At 36.5% G+C, this 18,637-nt stretch carries 21 protein-coding genes; 15 read left to right on the top strand and 6 right to left on the bottom strand.

Translation table 11 applies throughout. The annotated features are described in order from the left end of the window. Nucleotides 1–11: 11 nt before the first annotated feature. Nucleotides 12–581: a PulJ/GspJ family protein gene (locus C7Y47_RS02615; RefSeq protein WP_255504983.1), complete on the bottom strand. Its 570-nt coding sequence runs from the start codon at nucleotides 579–581 to the stop codon at nucleotides 12–14. After that, entirely contained in the window at nucleotides 574–1,026 is a 453-nt protein-coding gene (locus C7Y47_RS02610) for a type IV pilus modification PilV family protein (protein WP_142507353.1), read from the bottom strand. Before C7Y47_RS02610 ends, C7Y47_RS02615 begins: the two co-directional genes overlap by 8 nt. 309 nt (nucleotides 1,027–1,335) lie before the next feature. Between C7Y47_RS02610 and C7Y47_RS02605 the strand changes: the two genes are divergently transcribed. From C7Y47_RS02605 to C7Y47_RS02560, 10 genes are all read left to right on the top strand, one after another. After that, entirely contained in the window at nucleotides 1,336–2,697 is a 1,362-nt protein-coding gene (locus C7Y47_RS02605) for a VanW family protein (protein WP_142507352.1), read from the top strand. Between the two features lie 18 nt (nucleotides 2,698–2,715). After that, on the top strand, nucleotides 2,716–4,386 hold the full coding sequence (locus tag C7Y47_RS02600) for a GspE/PulE family protein (RefSeq protein WP_142507351.1): 1,671 nt from the start codon (nucleotides 2,716–2,718) through the stop codon (nucleotides 4,384–4,386). Nucleotides 4,387–4,399: 13 nt separating this feature from the next. Continuing rightward, nucleotides 4,400–5,449, top strand: a complete 1,050-nt coding sequence (locus C7Y47_RS02595; protein ID WP_142507350.1) for a type IV pilus twitching motility protein PilT — start codon at nucleotides 4,400–4,402, stop codon at nucleotides 5,447–5,449. Continuing rightward, nucleotides 5,446–6,651, top strand: coding sequence for a type II secretion system F family protein (locus C7Y47_RS02590; RefSeq protein WP_142507349.1), 1,206 nt, complete (start codon nucleotides 5,446–5,448; stop codon nucleotides 6,649–6,651). The genes C7Y47_RS02595 and C7Y47_RS02590 overlap by 4 nt, the downstream gene beginning before the upstream one ends. 108 nt (nucleotides 6,652–6,759) lie before the next feature. Further along, a complete protein-coding gene (locus C7Y47_RS02585) occupies nucleotides 6,760–7,197 on the top strand; it encodes a prepilin-type N-terminal cleavage/methylation domain-containing protein (RefSeq protein ID WP_142507348.1) in 438 nt (145 codons plus the stop codon). 102 nt (nucleotides 7,198–7,299) lie between these two features. Further along, on the top strand, nucleotides 7,300–8,271 hold the full coding sequence (pilM, locus tag C7Y47_RS02580; RefSeq protein WP_142507347.1) for a type IV pilus biogenesis protein PilM: 972 nt from the start codon (nucleotides 7,300–7,302) through the stop codon (nucleotides 8,269–8,271). Then, nucleotides 8,271–8,864 carry a PilN domain-containing protein gene (locus C7Y47_RS02575; protein WP_142507346.1) on the top strand — a complete coding sequence of 198 codons (594 nt, stop codon included), beginning with the start codon at nucleotides 8,271–8,273 and terminating at the stop codon, nucleotides 8,862–8,864. The genes pilM and C7Y47_RS02575 overlap by 1 nt, the downstream gene beginning before the upstream one ends. After that, nucleotides 8,861–9,586 (top strand): potassium transporter, encoded by a 726-nt coding sequence (locus C7Y47_RS02570; protein ID WP_142507345.1) that lies wholly within the window; start codon nucleotides 8,861–8,863, stop codon nucleotides 9,584–9,586. The genes C7Y47_RS02575 and C7Y47_RS02570 overlap by 4 nt, the downstream gene beginning before the upstream one ends. 58 nt (nucleotides 9,587–9,644) lie before the next feature. Continuing rightward, a complete protein-coding gene (locus tag C7Y47_RS02565) occupies nucleotides 9,645–10,397 on the top strand; it encodes a prepilin peptidase (protein WP_142507344.1) in 753 nt (250 codons plus the stop codon). 63 nt (nucleotides 10,398–10,460) lie between these two features. Then, the gene (locus C7Y47_RS02560) at nucleotides 10,461–11,183 is read left to right on the top strand and encodes a gamma-glutamyl-gamma-aminobutyrate hydrolase family protein (protein ID WP_142507343.1); all 723 of its coding nucleotides are present in this window, start codon (nucleotides 10,461–10,463) and stop codon (nucleotides 11,181–11,183) included. 175 nt (nucleotides 11,184–11,358) lie between these two features. Here C7Y47_RS02560 and lexA read toward each other — a convergent pair whose 3' ends face one another. Then, nucleotides 11,359–11,976 (bottom strand): transcriptional repressor LexA, encoded by a 618-nt coding sequence (gene lexA, locus C7Y47_RS02555; protein ID WP_132363219.1) that lies wholly within the window; start codon nucleotides 11,974–11,976, stop codon nucleotides 11,359–11,361. Nucleotides 11,977–12,138: 162 nt separating this feature from the next. On the opposite strand from lexA, the gene yneA reads away from it, so the two are divergent. Further along, nucleotides 12,139–12,450 carry a cell division suppressor protein YneA gene (gene yneA, locus C7Y47_RS02550; protein WP_142507342.1) on the top strand — a complete coding sequence of 104 codons (312 nt, stop codon included), beginning with the start codon at nucleotides 12,139–12,141 and terminating at the stop codon, nucleotides 12,448–12,450. Next, on the top strand, nucleotides 12,447–13,124 hold the full coding sequence (locus C7Y47_RS02545) for a YneB family resolvase-like protein (RefSeq protein ID WP_132363215.1): 678 nt from the start codon (nucleotides 12,447–12,449) through the stop codon (nucleotides 13,122–13,124). The genes yneA and C7Y47_RS02545 overlap by 4 nt, the downstream gene beginning before the upstream one ends. Nucleotides 13,125–13,269: 145 nt before the next feature. Here C7Y47_RS02545 and C7Y47_RS02540 read toward each other — a convergent pair whose 3' ends face one another. Continuing rightward, complete coding sequence (locus C7Y47_RS02540) at nucleotides 13,270–13,647, bottom strand: DJ-1/PfpI family protein (RefSeq protein WP_255504994.1); 378 nt, start codon at nucleotides 13,645–13,647, stop codon at nucleotides 13,270–13,272. 194 nt (nucleotides 13,648–13,841) lie between these two features. After that, nucleotides 13,842–14,354, bottom strand: a complete 513-nt coding sequence (locus C7Y47_RS02535; RefSeq protein WP_142507341.1) for a GNAT family N-acetyltransferase — start codon at nucleotides 14,352–14,354, stop codon at nucleotides 13,842–13,844. A gap of 207 nt (nucleotides 14,355–14,561) precedes the next feature. Between C7Y47_RS02535 and C7Y47_RS02530 the strand changes: the two genes are divergently transcribed. Next, nucleotides 14,562–14,795, top strand: a complete 234-nt coding sequence (locus tag C7Y47_RS02530; protein ID WP_132363207.1) for a DUF896 domain-containing protein — start codon at nucleotides 14,562–14,564, stop codon at nucleotides 14,793–14,795. Between the two features lie 344 nt (nucleotides 14,796–15,139). Next, nucleotides 15,140–17,134, top strand: coding sequence for a transketolase (gene tkt / locus C7Y47_RS02525; RefSeq protein ID WP_142507340.1), 1,995 nt, complete (start codon nucleotides 15,140–15,142; stop codon nucleotides 17,132–17,134). 27 nt (nucleotides 17,135–17,161) lie between these two features. On the opposite strand, the gene C7Y47_RS02520 is transcribed toward tkt, so the two are convergent. Next, nucleotides 17,162–17,509 carry a hypothetical protein gene (locus tag C7Y47_RS02520; RefSeq protein WP_142507339.1) on the bottom strand — a complete coding sequence of 116 codons (348 nt, stop codon included), beginning with the start codon at nucleotides 17,507–17,509 and terminating at the stop codon, nucleotides 17,162–17,164. Nucleotides 17,510–17,646: 137 nt separating this feature from the next. Here C7Y47_RS02520 and C7Y47_RS02515 point away from each other — a divergent pair, with 137 nt between their 5' ends. Continuing rightward, on the top strand, nucleotides 17,647–18,633 hold the full coding sequence (locus C7Y47_RS02515; RefSeq protein ID WP_142507338.1) for a serine hydrolase domain-containing protein: 987 nt from the start codon (nucleotides 17,647–17,649) through the stop codon (nucleotides 18,631–18,633). Nucleotides 18,634–18,637 lie beyond the last annotated feature (4 nt).

Raw genomic sequence — 18,637 nt, 5'->3', positions numbered from 1 at the left:
CTTTATTTAAACTATTTTGAGCTTACAATAGGTTCAATCTGATTTTTAAATTCCATAGTTTTTGTTTGGTCATTACCTGAACGTTTTTTTATAATCTGAAGCTTTAAATTGATTGTGTAAATGGATTCGACTATAGGGTTTCCTGTTATTTTTGAATTTTCGGAAATTTTAATGTTGCTGTTTTGAACTTTATATTTCTCCTTTTTAAAATGGATATATGTAGTGCTATTTTCAGTTTTAAATCCTATCGGCTCAAGAGTCTTTTCGCATTCGCTAGTAATAATCCATTTACCATCATCGTTTTTTTTACATTTAGACAGATCATTGGTTACTTCAATATATTGATTACTGATATTCCTTACAATATGACTTTGGTTTGTTGTATAGAGGGTTTTAATAAATTTACTTATGATTAGATCTGCTTCATCCCTAAGCATAGTTTCTTGTTGAATATTTTGATTCGTTTCTAAAGTTTTCACAAGGATTGAAAAGATAAAGGTGGAGACGATTGCTAGAATAACAATCGTTGCGAGTAATTCAATTAGTGTCAAACCATTTTGATTTTTCATATATTTATTCAATTGACACATATCCTTCCGACGAGCCTTTTGTTTTTCCATTTTGAGAAGTTACTGTTACAACTACTTTTATTAGATTCAAATCCTTTTCTGTGAAATCTGAATTTACATATTTATTAGAATTTTGATAAGGGGTATATGTAATTGCATATGTTTTTCCATTTAAATCTATCTCGAGAGGTGGGTTTTTCTTTTTGGTATCTGGTTCACCGGTATCTTTAAAATAATCATTTAAGTCTTGTGTAGCTATTTTGGTAAATGGATCAGATTTTAATTTAGCTAATACAGCATCGGCTAAATTTACAGTGACTAATTTTTCGGTATTTACTGTGGCTGTTTTATTCGTAGATATAAATATTTGGGCAAAGGATAAAAGAATAATAGATATTAATACAAGTGATGCAACTACTTCGATTAAAGAAAATCCTCTCTGTGATTTGATCAACATAAAAAACTTACCTCCGATCTAATAGTTTTTTCTATCTAGAAAATTTGATTTAATAAGTTTGATTCGGAAAAGTATAGGTATATATAACCCTATTATATAGGGTGTTTACCTTATTGACAATGTGTTATTGATGATTTTAATTACATATGAAAAAAATTCAGTTCATAAAATTTTAACTTTTTTTAGTTAAAAAGACTCATTAAATAATATCTAGTATGTTGTATGGTAAAAATATGAATAAAAAGTAATGGACATATATGAGTAATTAGACATTTTAATTTTGGATATATTTGTAAAGGCGGTAAGGCTATGAAATTACATTTGAAGCTAGGCTCAATAGTAGCTGTTCTAATCATTTTATTAACAGTCTGGGTACCGAATTTAATGATGGATAGAGCATTAGCTAAAGGCGATGAATCTACAATCGGTGGAATATCAGTTAAGGATTTAGAAGATGATGCTATTGAAAATGCTTTACGAGAGGCCATAAATACTTGGCAAGAGGCTCCTATCGATGTAGAAGGGGCTAATGTTACGATTTCACTCGATCCTAAATTGTTTGTATTTGATGTAGAGAGTACGTTAGCTGAATATCATAGTTTAACTGACAAGTCTTGGCTTGCTTTCTGGAAGCAAAGACAAGTAGTACATATACCCTTACATGTGGTGGTTGACGAGCAAGTGAAGAAGCAGCTTGAGGCTACTGGTGTATGGGAAGTTGAAAAGACATTACATACGATTATTACCGAAGCTTCCAATTTAAAACGTCATGAAGTCGCTGCAACAGTTGCAGATACTACTTTAATAGAAGCGGAGCGTTTAGCTCTATCGATTGAGGAAATCCCTGCAAATGCAATGGGTGTGGATAAATTAGCGAATACATTAAATGATGCTATTGTTTTACCGAATGAACCGTTTTCTTTTTTAACGATGATAGAAGAACAATATGAAGAATCAGATAGTGAAGCGATTAATTTCTTCGCCTCTATGCTTTATCATGTTGCTCTTCAAACCGACTATGAGATTTTAGAAAGACATTCTCAAGGACAGAAGCCAAATTATTTACAACAAGGTTTGGATGCGAAGGTAAATCAAGCGTTAGAGAAAGATTTGCAATTTATAAACCGTACGGATCAACCGAATAAATTAAAACTCACAATAGAAGGTGATTCTTTAAAAGTGGAATTACTAGCTCAAAAGAAAGAAAAAGAAATTTCAGTTCGTGTTAGTAAAGATAAGATTATACAGCCTCGAGTCATTACTCGTTATTCGAAAGATTTACCAATAGGTAGAGAAGAAGTTATTCAAAAAGGTCAAGAAGGTGTGCGGGTCGAAGTGTATCGCTCGATTTCAGAAGATGGTAACACTGCAGAGGAACTTGTTAGTCGTGACTATTATCCACCAGTTAATAAAATTATTGTGAAATCTTCAAGACAACCTGTTGCTTCTGAAAATAGTAGTGGAACGGATAAGGTAAATTCCAATGATCCTGACTTACAAATGGATCTAGATGGAGATGGATTACCAGATACACAATCTGAAAATAAAAAATCCGGCAATAATGCTGCAATATCGAGTAAAGATACTAATACTTCAACAGACCCGAATGACCCCGAAATTGTATACGGCTACTACGATAAAGGTGGGAATTTTATACAAACCAGCCCGTAAAGAGAGGAGCAAACGCGAATGGTCGTAAAAACTGGACGAAAGCGCTTAGGTGATTTACTTGTCGAATCTGGTGTTATTACAAATGTGCAATTAGAATGTGCTCTTACAAACAAAACAAAAGAAGAGAAATTGGGTGATTTTCTTATAAAAGAAAATATTCTAACTGAGCAACAGTTAATCGAAGTACTAGAGTTTCAGCTAGGAATCCCACACATTCATTTGAACCAATATTCAATTAGCCCGGATTTACTGCAGCTTGTTCCAGCCGAACTCGCTAAACGAACTAATATTATCCCGATTCGTCGCGAAAAAAATAAACTGTTTATCGCGATGGCTGACCCGATGGATTATTTTGCAATTGAAGAAGTACGTATGGCGACGGGCTGCCAAATCGAAACAAGTATTGCAGCTAAGGATGATTTATATCGAACACTAACAAAATACTATGATTTACAAGAGTCTATGGAAGCCGCATTGCTCGACATTGGCGCGACAGTTGCTGAAACACAGGAAGAAATAGAACGAGAGGATTCTCCGATTGTTCGACTAGTTAATCAAATTATTGCTAACGGAGTTGCCCAACGAGCGAGCGATATCCACTTTGACCCACAGGAGACGGAGTTAAGGGTTCGCTATCGAGTGGATGGCGTTTTGAGAACAGAGCGCTCTTTACCAAAACATATGCAAAATATAGTATTAGCACGTATTAAAATTATGGGGAATTTAAATATTACCGAAAATCGAATTCCTCAAGATGGACGCATTAAAACGAATGTTAATTTTAGGCCAGTAGATATTCGACTTTCGACATTGCCAACAGTTTATGGAGAAAAAGTAGTAATGCGGATTTTAGACTTAAGCAGTGTTGCCAATTCTATTGACAAGCTTGGTTTTACAGCGCAAAACGAGGCCCTTTTCCGAAACATGATTGCCAATCCGAATGGCATTCTGCTCATTACCGGTCCTACGGGATCAGGGAAATCATCAACATTATATGCTGCCTTAACTAACTTGAATGAAGAGGGTGTCAATATTATTACAGTTGAGGATCCGGTTGAATATCAGCTCGATGGCATAAACCAAATTCAAGTGAAAGAAGAAGTAGGCTTAACTTTTGCCACTGGATTACGTTCAATTTTGCGCCAAGACCCAGATATTGTAATGATAGGTGAAGTTAGGGATTTTGAAACGGCGCAAATAGCAGTACGTGCCTCGTTAACAGGGCATTTAGTGTTAAGTACGTTACATACAAATAGTGCAGTAGAATCGATTTCTCGACTTCAAGATATGGGGGTAGAACCGTTTTTATTATCTTCCTCACTTGTAGGAATTATGGCACAGCGTTTAGTACGACGAATTTGTCGAGATTGTGGAGAGGACTATACTTTTACGAACCATGAATTAGAAATAATGCGTAATAACGGCATTGAAGGTTTCACACATGGTAGACGCGGAAGAGGCTGCCCTTCGTGTAATCAAACCGGGTATCGTGGACGGATGGCTATTCATGAAATTTTACCAATCGACCGCAATATTAAAGAAATGATTTTAAGTCGAAGTAGCGATAGTGTGATCCGTGATTATATGAAACAAGAAGGTTATTACACATTACTTGTAGATGGGTTGTTAAAAGTAGTAGAGGGACTAACAACTACTTCAGAAGTATTGCGTGTAGCAAATGTAGATTAGGAGGTGAATGTTCATGACAACATGTAGAAATATTGATGAGCTATTAACACGCGCATTTGAAGAAAAAGCGTCTGACCTCCATTTAACAAAAGGGATCCCGCCGGTTTATCGTATCCATGGGCAGCTAGATCATTATGGGAGTGAACTACTAACTTCTGAAGAATTACAGACAATGGTGAAAGCTATTTTACCAGAACATAAATTACAAGAATTTCATGATAAAGGGGAAACTGATTTTAACTATTCATTGCCCGGGAAATGTCGTTTTCGTGTAAATGCGTATCATCAACGCAATGAAGTGACAATAGCAGCCCGTTTAATTGAAGCAAAAATTCCTTCTATTGAATCGTTAAATATGCCACAGGTGCTGTATCAATTAGCAGAAAAACCACAGGGACTTATTTTAGTAACTGGGCCAACCGGTTCTGGAAAATCAACAACACTTGCGGCAATGATTGATCATATTAATGAAACAAAATCAAAGCATATTATCACGCTTGAAGACCCGATTGAATATTTACATACACACAAAAAATCCATTATTAATCAACGTGAAGTAGGCGTCGATACGCAGAGCTTTGCCAATGGTTTGCGTGCCGCGCTTCGTCAGGACCCTGACATTATTTTAGTAGGCGAGATGCGGGACTACGAAACGATTTCAACAGCTATTACAGCGGCAGAAACGGGCCATTTAGTGATGGCGACATTACATACAAGTAGTGCTCCGACTACGATTGATCGAATTATAGATGTTTTTCCACCACATCAGCAAGGACAAATTCGTGTACAACTAGCCAATGTTTTAGTGGGCATTGTTTCACAGCGTTTATTTGTACGTAAGGACGCTAAGGGACGTATTGCTGCAACTGAAATATTAGTACAAGCACCATCTATTTCAAATTTAATTCGAAATGAAAAAGTTCACCAAATTCCTACTGTTATGCAGACGAGTAAAGCTTTAGGCATGCATACTTTGGAATCTTCTATGCAGCAGCTAATAGCAATGGGAAAAATTTCTTTGGAAGAAGCAAGGCCATATATGAATGCGGGGGATTATAATTGACCGTTTTTCGATATAGTGGACGCACAAAAACAGGTGCACACAAAAAAGGAATTATTGACGCGACTAACAAAAAAGTAGCACTAGAAAAATTACGAGCACAAGGCATTAATGCTCGTGAGCTGGAAGAGTCTAAAAGCATTTTGCACAAAGACTTAAACATTGGCGGTAAAGTGAAGCACCAGGATTTCGTCATTTACTGTCGTCAATATGCAACACTAATCCGTGCTGGCGTTTCAATTGTAGAGGCAACACATATTTTAAGTGGTCAAACGAAAAGTAAAGCCTTGAAAAAAGCATTAGAACAAGTGGAAGAGGATATACGCGGGGGGACAGCGTTTTCAGACGCTGCGGCCAAACACCCAAAGGTTTTTCCTGTCATGTTTGTGAATATGATGCGCTCAGGTGAGGCAACAGGGAATATCGATGAGACTTTAGAGCGTTTAGCCGGGACACTGGAAAAACAATTTAAAATTAAGAAGAAAGTACAATCGGCATTGGCATATCCGGCTATCTTATCAGTTCTGACAATCGCTGTAGGTTTGTTTTTAATGGTTTTTATCGTGCCAACGTTTATGGCTACTTTTGAAGAAATGGACATCGAAATGCCGATCTTAACTGTCGTTGTTGTCAGTATTTCGGATTGGTTAATAGCATACTGGTATTTTGCGATTGGGATTCTCATATTATCGATTCTGCTATTTAGATTTTTCTATAAAAATAATAAGCAATTTCATTACAATGTGAATTATGCATTATTGAGAATTCCTGTATTTGGTATTTTAATGCAAAAAAATGTAATTGCTCGAATGACTAGAACCTTATCCTCTCTATTCAGTAGTTCGGTGCCAATTCTACAGGCACTAACAATTGTCGAAAAGGTTGTAGGGAATCCAGTAGTAGGACAGGTTGTACTGGAGGCAAGAGATAATCTAGAAAAAGGCGGTACCTTATCTGAGCCATTAGAAAAAAGTTGGCTGTTTCCTCCTTTAGTAACTCAAATGACATCTATCGGAGAAAAAACAGGTTCTCTTGATTATATGCTCGAGAAGATAGCAGATTTCTATGAGGATGAGGTGGATCGCTCCGTCGATACATTAAAATCGCTCGTCGAACCATTGATGATATTAATTTTAGCAGCGGTTGTAGGTGTGATTGTCGCGGCAATTTTCCTACCAATGTTCGCATTATACGAAAATATGTAAGCTTACGAACTTTAAAGGGGGTGGTATAGAAAAGACAGTAGTAGTTGTTGTAGTAGTAGGTGTACATATTTTCGGACTAATCATAACAATTTATAAGGAGGAACACCGATGTTCAAAAAACTCTTAAACAAAAAACTATTAAAAAATCAAAAAGGTTTAACACTAATCGAGCTATTAGCAGTAATCGTCATTCTAGCGATTATTGCGGCGATTGCTATTCCTGCTATTGGGAATATAATCGAAAATAGCCGTGTGAAAGGTGCTAAATCAGATGCAGCAAACTTAATAAGTGCAGCAAATATTTATTATACGGACAATACTGAACCTTCCGCAACCTTCACAAATACTACAACTAACTTAACTGATTATGTAAAAGATTCAGGTACAGTTAAAGAATTCACGGTAACTCGCGAAGGGAAAATTACAGTAACAAAAGGTATTGTTGCAGGCAAAAAAGAATATAAAATTGATGCATCAACATTATCAGAATTAGAGGTTGATAAACCTGATACTGACACAGATAAGTTTTCATGGATTTCGAAATAAACCCTCCCAACCTACTCAGAAGTGCAGTTTAATCTGTGCTTCTGGTTGGGAAATGGATGGTTAATTATTAAAGCTAAAGTTCAGAAGGAGGCATCTTTTCACATGTTTACAAAAAAGAAAAAATCGCATGTGTCGATTGAAATAAAGGATTATATATTGCGTGCGATTGTGGCAAAAGGTGCTGATCCGTCGCAATGGAAAGGCTATGAAATGCCATTAGCACAGGGGATTGTTGAAGGATCTGTTATTCAGAATGAAATGGAATTGTTTGATGTCATGAAAAATGATGTGGCAAAATGGGCTGGCAAAAAGCAAAATGCGCGTATTTTTGTACCGGATACTTCCGTTTTGTTAAAGAGCTTTGAGCATCCTGATGATATAGAGTGGAATGAATTAAAAGGTTATGTGGAAATGGAGCTTGGTCAGTCCATCCATCTTCCGTTTCAAGATCCTCTTATCGATGTGTATGACCCGAATCCTAATGATGGACAGGCTATGTTATTTGCAGCACCTTCAGAAGAAGTGACGAAAATGATTGGACTTTTACTCGATGCTACATTAGATCCACAAGCAGCAGATATTCGAGCATTGTGTAATATTCGTCTGTTAGAGTATTTGCAGCTAATAAAGGATGATCGAACTTATTTAATAGCGGATTGGTCAATCAATGAATTATCGATAAGTATTTTTTCATTTGGGCAACTGGAGTTTTTACGATACCAATCATTTGATACAGATTTATCGAAATGGAAGCCTGAAGAAATTGAAGAGTATCGTTTTTCTTATCATTCAGAAGTTGAAGATGAATATCGTATGATTCTTACCGATCAAATGCTTGAAATCGATCGTATTATGAATTTTTTTAAGTTTTCCTTACATAAAGGTGAGAAAAGTGTAGATGAGATTATCATTTTAGGAGATAATCCACTACTTTCAACCGTTAAAGAGTTTTTAGAAAATAATTTTTCGATACCAATTATTATGTTAAATGATTCAATCATTCAAAAATCTTTCCCTCAATTTTCAGAGCAATTTGCAAGCTTATTAGGACTTGCATTAAAGGAGGTTAACTAATGGTACCAGACATTAACCTCTTGCCGAATTTGGAAAAGAAGCATTCAACGCCTACTTTAATATATGTAGTATTTATTATTCTTATTGGTATCATAGTAGGATATATGATTTTCCTGTTTTTCCAAGCAAAAAGTGATCTTACAACATTAAATGCGCAGGAAGTGGAGCTTTCATCGCAACGCGAACAACTTCAAATAGAGTTAGATAGTAAGCAAAATGCGAATAAAGGCTCATTGGAGCAATCCGTACAATTTGTGGAAAAAGTATCCTATCCTGTGACACCTTTAATGGATGAAACGCAAGTATTATTACCAGAGCAAACGTATTTAAGGAACTATGTATTTGGTGAGAAAAATGTTGAAATTACGGCTGATTTTGAAACGATGTCAGCTATATCATCTTATTTAGAAAAGCTAACTGCAAGCCCTTATTTCAATGATATACAGGTCGATACTATTTCTAATTTTGATGTTGCTATTGAGAACCAAGAGGAAAAAAGTCCTAAGAACAAGTTTAAGGAAGTACCACGTTATTCGGCAACTATTACATTAGGAATTGATTTTAAATTTCTCGCTGGAGGTAGAGAATCATGACAAGTAGTAAAAATTCAACGATTCTTATCTTAACAGCTTTAATTGCAGCCATTTTATTTGCGCTTTATTACTATATAGTAACACCTAAATTAGAAGAAGTGGATGCGAAAGAAAGCTCGAATATCGCGCTTCAACAAGAAGTATCTACAATTCAGGAGCAGATTGCTTTAATTGAAAAGAACGGTAAATCTAATCGTACAAGTAACTTAACATTACGTAAAAAAGTACCTCAAACTCGAGCGATTGACGAAGTAATTCGAAATATTGAAGAGATTGAAGTGGTGACAGGCACGCGGGTAGAAGCTATGGACTTTAATAATTATGATTCGCTCGTAATGGAGTCAGCTATTACAGATCCTAACTCGACAAATTCTGAGGAACAGGCTGATACACAGCAATCTGCAACTGAAGCGGATGAACAAGCTATTGCTAAAAATGATGAAACACCTGAAGTGAAAGATAAAATACCAACTGCTACTCTCAATAAAGACTCTTTACCAAAGGAATTAAAACTCGTAACATTTGATATTGAAGTTGTCGCATTGGATAATAAAGCTATGGTTGAGTTTATAAAAGAAATTGAAAAAATTGATCGTGTGATGAAAATTGATGCGATCGATTTCACATTAACTGGTGAAGAAGCGAAATTCAAGGAAGACGCTGATACAACCTTAAAAGCAACTATACAAGTAACGACGTTCTATTATGAAGGACAACAATAATCTAGATGGCGCGCATACTTAAGTGTATGGGCGTCTATTAGTATAGGAGGACATAAAAATGGAAATCGCTTATACCATTACAGTTTTACTATTTGGGCTCGTTCTTGGCTCATTTTTTAATGTAGTTGGCTTACGTGTGCCTATGAAGGAGTCCGTTGTGCACCCACCCTCGCATTGCACTTCTTGTAAGAGACAGTTGACGGCGCTTGATTTGGTGCCTGTTTTGTCTTATTTATTTTTAGGTGGAAAATGCCGTAGCTGTGGGCAAAAAATTTCTTGGATTTATCCATTGATGGAACTTATTACAGGCCTATTATTTGCTTTTGCTTATTGGCAATTAGGCTTTAGTGCAGAATTTTTTGTGGCGCTATTATTAATTTCATTAGTAGTCATTATTGTTGTATCGGATTTTGCGTATATGCTTATTCCCGATAAGGTGCTATTATTCTTTTTACCATTGCTAGTTTTTGGACGCGTGATCTCTCCGTTGTCTCCTTGGTGGGACAGTATAGTTGGTGCTGTCGTAGGTTTTGGCATATTATATTGTATAGCTGTTCTATCAAGAGGTGGAATGGGTGGTGGCGATATTAAATTATTCTTTTTACTTGGTCTCGTACTCGGGACAATACATACCATTTTGACGCTTTTTGTAGCGGCAGTAATTGGCATGATTGTTGGCATCGTTGTATTAAAGATACGTGGACAGGGAAGGAAAACGCCTATACCATTCGGACCTTCTATTGCTCTCGCAGCTATTATCATCTATTTCTATGGAGATGCGTTGATGAATTGGTATCTTGGGTTTTGGTAAGTAATCATTGACGGATTCTTTCATAGGCAGTGAATGCAAGCTAAAGATCATGGAGGGGATAGGATGAAACCAATTATCGGAATAACGGCTTTTGCGGAGGATGATTTGTCCTCAAGATTAAATGCTGCTTATAGCAAAAGTATAATGGAGGCAGGGGGAGTTCCACTAATAATTCCAATTGGCGTTGAAGAGGATGTAGCACAAATTTTATCGTTGACGGACGGATTATTACTATCGGGTGGCTATGATGTACATCCATTCCTCTTTGACGCAGAACCTACACCAAAATTAGGGAAGGTTCATCCCGAACGAGATGCAGTGGAGCTTGCTTTAATTAGTGCAGCCTCTATTCGGAAAATGCCGATTCTCGGAATCTGTCGAGGGCTTCAAATCCTAAATGTTGCATTTGGAGGCACAGTCTATCAGGATATTGAAAGTGAGTATCATAGTAAAAAATTAATAAAGCATGTGCAACAAGCAGCAAGAGGTGTTACAACACATTATGTTAACCTATCACCTGATACATTATTAAAAACGATTATTGAGGAAGAAAAAATTGCTGTGAATTCATTTCATCATCAGGCAATAAACGTAGTAGCAGAAAAGCTGAAAGTGGTAGCAAAATCAAGTGATGGTATCGTTGAAGCGGTAGTGCATGATGATTTACCATTTTGTTTAGCAGTTCAATGGCATCCTGAAGAGTTAGCTATTGCAGGAGATGAAATATCAAAGAAACTATTTGCTGCATTTGTAAAGGCAAGTTTGAAATTTAAGGTAGAGGCATAAACTTTACTAAGATAACCTTGGTGATGAACATGAATACATTGCTAGGTGTAAGGAATCCATTTTCAAGTGGGTTCTTTTTTAGTGATTAAAATAACACTCAAAAGATAAGAAAAAGAGGTATATGCCCATTTGTGAACATAATAACCTCCTTTTATACTTTAATATTGAGATACTTTTAATGTACACGACGATATAGACCTACAACATGCCCTAAAATAGAAACTTGATCTACGATAATTGGCTCCATTGTTGAGTTTTCAGGCTGTAAACGAAAATGACTTTTTTCCTTAAAGAAGCGCTTTACAGTTGCTTCATTCTCTTCAGTCATTGCTACGACAATATCACCATTATCAGCTGTTGCTTTTTGTTTAACAATAACTAAATCTCCGTCTAAAATGCCAGCTTCAATCATTGATTCACCCATAATTTCAAGCATAAATAATTGATCTTCACTTGTACCATAAATATCTGGGAGTGGGAAATATTCATCGATATTTTCAACAGCAGTTATTGGAGAACCTGCAGTAACCTTCCCAACTAATGGGACATGAATAACGTGTTGCTTTTGGATAGAATCTTCTGGCTCTAAAATTTCAATAGCACGTGGTTTAGTTGGATCGCGTCGAATCAAGCCTTTTTGTTCTAAACGAGCTAAATGCCCATGAACTGTTGAGCTTGAAGCAAGTCCAACTGCCTCCCCAATCTCACGTACAGATGGTGGATACCCCTTTGCTCGTACTTCTTCTTTAATGAACTCTAATATGGCCTCTTGTCTTTTCGAAACTTTTTTCATAATTGCTCACCTCTTTTTTTAATCATTTTACTAATTAGTAGTATAACAGAATGCGAACACTTAAGCAAACATAGGTTCGAAAAGTGTTTGACAAAAACGTTTGTTCGTATTAATATGAGAACATATATTCCGAACAAACATTCTAGAAAAGGGGTTTTAAACATGAACTGGTTAAAGAAAAATCCACATATTACAACTTTATTAGGAGCTTGTTTGCTTTTTGCGGCATACCTTTTTATAACAGACCCAGGCGATGTAACGTACACAGAAATTGAAATCGCACATGGTGATAGCTTATGGTCGTTAGCCGATCAATACCGTGGTAAAATGAAAACGGATGAATGGATTAAGCTTGTGAAAACAGAAAATGAATTATCAAACGCACAAATTATTGCAGGTAAATCCTTAGTGATTCCAGTAGTGGGTGACCCATCCCCTATAAATTCAATTGAAATTGCGAGAAACGACAAATGAAAATGAATCAACAATCGGCCGTTGTCTATTGCCGTGTGAGTACAGAAAAAGAGACACAAAGTTCCTCGTTAGAGCGTCAGCAGGAGGAGTTGATGCGCTATGCTAAAGAACAGGGCTACGAAGTTAAGCATGTTTTTAAGGACAAGCATAGTGGTTATGATGTGGAACGTGAAGGTTTACTAGAAATGCTTGATTTCATTAAAGAAAAAGAAATAGAAGCATTATTTGTACAGGATGAAACACGCTTAGGACGTGGAAATGCTCGAATGGCAGTATTGCATTTATTGCAGAAAACTGAAACTAATGTTTTTTCTATGCGAGACGAGGGACCTATACAATTAAATGAAATGGATACGATGCTCTTAGAAATTTTAGCAATCGTAGAGGAGTACCAGCGTAGAATCCATAATGCTAAAATACGACGTGGCATGCGTCGTGCCGTTGAAAATGGCTATCGCCCTGAAAACAATTTATCTAACCGTGGAAATCCAAATGGTCAAGAACGTAAGGATGTTCCTATAGACGAAATTGTCAACCTACGTAATCGAGGCTTCACCTTTGAGGAAATCGCCATGACACTTAGAGGTTTAGGCTTTGAAGTAAGCAAAGCTACAGTCCATAGGAGATATCGGGAACATCAAGAGGGAAGCGGGCAAAATAAAGTAACGTATTAATCAGTGGGGTTTTTATCGTCCCGCTGATTTTTTAATTTTTAAAGGTTAAGTTCCAAAGTGACGGGTATACCCGATCAACAAATAGAATGAATAGTAAAAAAATAAGAGAAGTAGTGATTTCTACCTCTCTTTAGCGATTTTTTTGTTATGCCCTGTACCAATTTTCATCAAAAGAGAGCTGCAGGGCTTTACCCACAGTAATGCCAAATTGTATAAAACCTTTGCCTCTTGCAGTTATGATGTTGCCGTCTTGTACAACTAAGTCTTCAGAGAGATGACTAAGATCAAAGAAGCCCAGCTTATCCATACCTTCTGGAGATAATCCTACAGTATATTTTTTGTTCTTTAATACTCCTGCTTTTGCTAAAAGAGATGGCGTGCTAGAAATACTTGCAATGATAGCTCCTTTGGCATTTACATGACTAATAAAATCTATTAATTTTTGCTCGTGTATTAATAAAGCTATATCCATACACCCTGGTAATATCAAGCTATCAACTTCGTCAAGATTAATATCACTTATTTGTGTATCTGCTATACAAGATAACCCAGATTCCCCTTTAATTTTTGCGCTGTTTAATCCACAGTTATGACGGGTTTATTTCCTTGTATTAATATAGATAATGCTACACTCAATTTACTAAATTTGGGATACAATAATACAGCGGTCTTTTTCATATAAATCTCCTCTAGAAATCGATAATCTCTAAAAGGATCTTATGCCCATTCTTCTTTTAAGACAGCATAGTAATATTCATCCCACCACTCATCTCCATTTGGTATACATTTTTTAAAATAACCTTCGCGTCTCATGCCGATTTTCTCCATCACTCGATAAGATGGGATATTTTCTGGTTGGCATGTAGCAATAATTCTATGAAGTTTCTTTTCTTTAAATCCGTAATTCAGTACAGCTTTTGCTGCTTCAGAGGCATAGCCATTATTGTAATAGTTCGGATTCAATACCCAGCCAATTTCATACGTATGGTCACCAAAATATTGATGGAAAACAATATGACCAATGACAATATTTTCGCTTATTAAAATAACAGGGAAGTATTTTGCTTGTTCACCGCTATTTTCTGATACGAACTTTTTAGCTTCTTCTTCATTAAAAACTCCTTCGGGAATATACTTCATTACATTTGGATTCGAAGTATATTCATAGACAGCTTGCCAATCTTGAATCTCAAATTCTCTTATTAAAAGTCTGTTCGTTTTGATAAACAATTTATATTCCTCCAAGCATAAATTAATTTTGTTTTGGAACCCTATAATTAGTTATACACTTGTAATTTCTCAAAGTCATGCAATTTGTGGAATTTATTTCAAAAATATAAGGATACTTAAAAGGTTGGTATAACTGCATTTCAAGGGGATACATGCTATACTTTGCATATAATATTCATTAAGATATGTATTGAAAGGTGTGTAATTATGTTATCAAAAGAAAAAATTAACCGAATCAATGAACTTTCTGCTAAGGCTAAAAGTGGTACATTAACAGAGGCAGAAGCTAAGGAACGATCAGCGCTTCGTAAAGAATATCTAGATACATTTAGATCAACGATGCGAGATACAATTGAAAACGTAAAAGTGGTAGATGCTGAAGGAAATGATGTAACACCAGAAAAAGTTAAACAAGCGAAAAAAAATAAATTTCTCAATTAATATGACACATTTAGGTCAATTACGCCTCGACGTAATTGTGTCCGGATTTTGAATTGTGCTTAGGCTTGCGCGATGCAGGTCAGTTAGCCGTTTTCGCAGGATGCGAAGGTTTAGGCTAACATCCTTATGTTAATTCCTTTCAAAATCCGTGACATCCCGCCTGAGGCATTATCTTTATTCAGTTGGCCCCATCGCTGGCTTTATAATGTGGGGGATTTTTCGCTGAATAAAGATAAAGTATGTTATAAATCGTTAATAGTATAACAAAACCATTGTTTTCTGAAGCAATGTTGACTAAACTGTATAAGAACAATATATAGGACGAGAAAGGATGTCACAAAATAATGACTCAACATGCGGATCAACTAGCGATTAATGCTATCCGAACTTTGTCAATTGATGCAATTGAAAAAGCAAACTCAGGTCACCCAGGTTTACCGATGGGGGCTGCGCCAATGGCTTATACGCTTTGGACAAAACAACTTCACCATAATCCGGCTAATCCAAAATGGTTTAACCGTGACCGTTTTGTACTTTCTGCAGGTCATGGCTCTATGCTTTTATATAGCCTACTTCATCTAGGTGGCTACGGCTTACCAATGGAAGAAATTCAAAACTTCCGTCAATGGGATTCATTAACTCCAGGGCATCCTGAATATGGTCATACTGTTGGGGTAGAGGCAACAACAGGGCCTCTAGGTCAAGGGATTGCTATGACAGTTGGTATGGCAATGGCTGAACGCCATTTAGCAGCTACTTACAATAAACCAGGACATGACATCGTTGATCACTATACATTTGCACTTTGTGGCGATGGCGATTTAATGGAAGGTGTAGCAGCTGAAGCTATCTCTTTAGCAGGTCACTTAAAACTTGAAAAGTTAATCGTTTTATACGATTCAAACGATATTTCTTTAGATGGTGATTTAGAAAAATCATTCTCAGAAAATGTTCAAAAACGTTTCGAATCTTATGGCTGGAACTATTTAAAAGTTGCAGATGGTACAGATGTTGAAGCAATTAACGCAGCAATCGAAGAAGCTAAAAAATCAACTGGCAAGCCAACACTGATTGAAGTAAAAACTGTTATCGGTTTTGGTTCACCAAACAAATCTGGTAAAGCTGCATCTCACGGTGCACCACTTGGTCAAGATGAGGTTGTTTTAACAAAAGCAGCATATGAATGGGCACACGAGCCATTCCAAATTCCTGCTGAAGCATATGATACATTCGCAGCAGCTGCTGAAGTTCAAGGGGCACAACCTGAAGAAGCTTGGAATGCTAAGTTTGAAGCATATAAGCAAGAGTTCCCGGAATTAGCAGCGCAATTTGAAAAGGCAATGAATGGTCAATTACCAGAAGATTTTGCTTCTGAATTACCAGTTTATGAAGCAGGTAAATCAGTAGCTACTCGTTCTTCTTCTGGAGATGCAATCAATGCAATTGCAAAGAAAACTCCATCATTCTTCGGTGGTTCAGCTGACCTTGCTGGCTCAAATAAAACGACGATGAAAGACGCTGGAGATTTCTCTGCAGACGATTATGCTGGCCGTAATATTTGGTTCGGTGTACGTGAGTTTGCAATGGGTGCTGCTATGAACGGTATGGCACTTCACGGTGGTCTTAACGTATTTGGTGGTACATTCTTCGTATTCTCTGATTATGTTCGTCCAGCTGTACGTCTTTCTGCATTAATGGGTCTTCCTGTTACTTATGTATTTACACATGACTCAATTGCTGTAGGGGAAGATGGCCCAACACATGAACCAATCGAACACCTTGCATCTTTACGTGCAATGCCGAATTTATCTGTTGTTCGCCCAGCAGATGCAAATGAATCAGCCGTTGCATGGGAGCTAGCAGTAGCATCTGAAAAAACACCAACTGTTTTAGTATTGTCCCGTCAAAACTTACCTGTTCTTGACGCATCTATTGATACAGTACGTGAAGGTGTTACTAAAGGTGCTTATACAGTGTCTCCTGCTACAAAAGAAGTGGCAGATGCCATTTTAATTGCAACAGGCTCTGAGGTTTCACTTGCAGTCGAAGCACAAAAAGCATTAAAAGCTGATGGTGTAGATGTGGCAGTTGTTTCAATGCCATCTATGGATCGCTTCGAAAAACAAGACGCAGCGTACAAAGAATCTATTCTTCCAAAAGCTGTAACAAAACGTCTTGCAATCGAAATGGGCTCATCATTCGGCTGGCATAAATACACTGGTTTTGAAGGGGACGTTCTTGCAATTGACAAGTTCGGCGCTTCTGCACCAGGTGAAATAGTGATGGAAAAATACGGATTCACAGTAGAAAATGTTGTAGCGAAGGTAAAAGCGCTTTAATTCATAAAATACCGCATACTCAGTAGGTTAAATCTCCTCTGAGTACTGCGGTATTTTTTCGTGTTTAGAGGATTTCACTAAAGAAATCCAAATAGCTGCACAATGAATTAGCAGCATAATGACAAAACAGTAAAAGCCTTTGGAACTTCCTTCAATGTTTAGCTCATCAGCTATAATGCCACTAAACCAAAGAAGCTGACCTGTGATAATTGCTGAGAGGCTTGCCAAAAGTAAACAAAACCAAATAGATACTTTTTTTACAATCACAATAATGAGTAGCAAAACAGCAAAAAGTAGGGTAGCTTCAAAAATCGGATCTAGAAGTGAAAACGTATTTTCATTTACAAAATGCTTATAAGTAAATTGAGTATCCACACAACCCCTCCTTAAAAATAATAACGATTTTGGTAATAAAAGGTTTCGGAAATTAAGAAACTCATCTAGTATTAATTCCCAATAGGTATACAATGATAAGTGTAGGCATCGAACTAGAAATGTTGAGAGGTGTTTAAATGAATTCACAAGCAATACTCACACAAGTAAAGAAAACTTTCTCACAATTAGATTGTACAGGTGGCGGAGTTATTATTAATAAGCATGGTCAAACAGTATTAGAAGAATATTTTGGTGTGCAAGGACAACAACAAGATGCCAAAAGGATAGGACCCCATACTCTTTTTCATCTTGCTTCTGTTCGTAAAACATATGTAGGATTTGCTGTAGCATATGCAATTTATCATAACTATATTGCTTCAATAGATGATAAACTAAGTGATTATTTAGAGAATGAAATAGTTTTTGCTGATGTATCAATTAGACATCTACTCACCCATACTCACGGTTTACGTCGGCAAAATGAAAAAGTAATGAAGGAATTCAAAGCAGGTTATAACTGGGCATACCGAGATATTAATGTAGAACTACTTGCAAAAGTCATTTTTAAAGCTACTGGAAAAACTATTGCAGAAATTGTAGATGAGCAAGTATTTCAGCCATTGTCTTTAACTGAAACAAATTGGTTTAGTGAAAAAAACGAACAGCATATAGAAGTAATACATAATGATAACCCCTTTTGGTATGAAAGCGACTTATGTGATGGTAGTAAAATGAATATGTATAGCACATTAAGAGAGCTAGCTAAGTGGGGACAAGTGCATCTTGATAAAGGGAGATTACATGGAAAACAAATTATACCTGAAGAAATCATACAGTTATTAACGACAATTCAATCCCCAAATTCTAAACCAAAGAACTTGCCAACTAATGGCTTTTTCTGGTTCATTCAGCCACAACAGAGAGAAGGGGTTACAGAGTTAAGCCCAATATTACCACAAGGAAGCTTTCAATTACTTGGTTTCACAAGTGTTGCTCTATTGGTAATTCCTAAAGAAAATATTGTGGCAGTTCGTGGATTTAACAGCTTTGGCTCACCTGAAGGGTTTGATTACATTAAAGATATTCATGATTTTGGATCAACCGTGTATCAATCAATTCTTTAATAAT

It is taken from the genome of Lysinibacillus sphaericus (assembly GCF_006864135.1).
In the GTDB taxonomy this organism is placed as follows: Bacteria; Bacillota; Bacilli; order Bacillales_A; family Planococcaceae; genus Lysinibacillus.
The sequence above is the reverse complement of the archived record's forward strand: the minus strand, read 5'-3'. Positions and strand labels throughout refer to the sequence as shown.

Excerpts from the sequence above, each read along its gene's own strand:
- C7Y47_RS02610 (WP_142507353.1), bottom strand. The coding sequence starts at position 1,026 with ATGTTGATCAAATCACAGAGAGGATTTTCTTTAATCGAAGTAGTTGCA.
- C7Y47_RS02605 (WP_142507352.1), top strand. The coding sequence starts at position 1,336 with ATGAAATTACATTTGAAGCTAGGCTCAATAGTAGCTGTTCTAATCATT.
- C7Y47_RS02600 (WP_142507351.1), top strand. The coding sequence starts at position 2,716 with ATGGTCGTAAAAACTGGACGAAAGCGCTTAGGTGATTTACTTGTCGAA.
- C7Y47_RS02595 (WP_142507350.1), top strand. The coding sequence starts at position 4,400 with ATGACAACATGTAGAAATATTGATGAGCTATTAACACGCGCATTTGAA.
- C7Y47_RS02585 (WP_142507348.1), top strand. The coding sequence starts at position 6,760 with ATGTTCAAAAAACTCTTAAACAAAAAACTATTAAAAAATCAAAAAGGT.
- pilM (WP_142507347.1), top strand. The coding sequence starts at position 7,300 with ATGTTTACAAAAAAGAAAAAATCGCATGTGTCGATTGAAATAAAGGAT.
- C7Y47_RS02575 (WP_142507346.1), top strand. The coding sequence starts at position 8,271 with ATGGTACCAGACATTAACCTCTTGCCGAATTTGGAAAAGAAGCATTCA.
- C7Y47_RS02570 (WP_142507345.1), top strand. The coding sequence starts at position 8,861 with ATGACAAGTAGTAAAAATTCAACGATTCTTATCTTAACAGCTTTAATT.
- C7Y47_RS02565 (WP_142507344.1), top strand. The coding sequence starts at position 9,645 with ATGGAAATCGCTTATACCATTACAGTTTTACTATTTGGGCTCGTTCTT.
- C7Y47_RS02560 (WP_142507343.1), top strand. The coding sequence starts at position 10,461 with ATGAAACCAATTATCGGAATAACGGCTTTTGCGGAGGATGATTTGTCC.
- lexA (WP_132363219.1), bottom strand. The coding sequence starts at position 11,976 with ATGAAAAAAGTTTCGAAAAGACAAGAGGCCATATTAGAGTTCATTAAA.
- yneA (WP_142507342.1), top strand. The coding sequence starts at position 12,139 with ATGAACTGGTTAAAGAAAAATCCACATATTACAACTTTATTAGGAGCT.
- C7Y47_RS02545 (WP_132363215.1), top strand. The coding sequence starts at position 12,447 with ATGAAAATGAATCAACAATCGGCCGTTGTCTATTGCCGTGTGAGTACA.
- C7Y47_RS02530 (WP_132363207.1), top strand. The coding sequence starts at position 14,562 with ATGTTATCAAAAGAAAAAATTAACCGAATCAATGAACTTTCTGCTAAG.
- tkt (WP_142507340.1), top strand. The coding sequence starts at position 15,140 with ATGACTCAACATGCGGATCAACTAGCGATTAATGCTATCCGAACTTTG.
- C7Y47_RS02515 (WP_142507338.1), top strand. The coding sequence starts at position 17,647 with ATGAATTCACAAGCAATACTCACACAAGTAAAGAAAACTTTCTCACAA.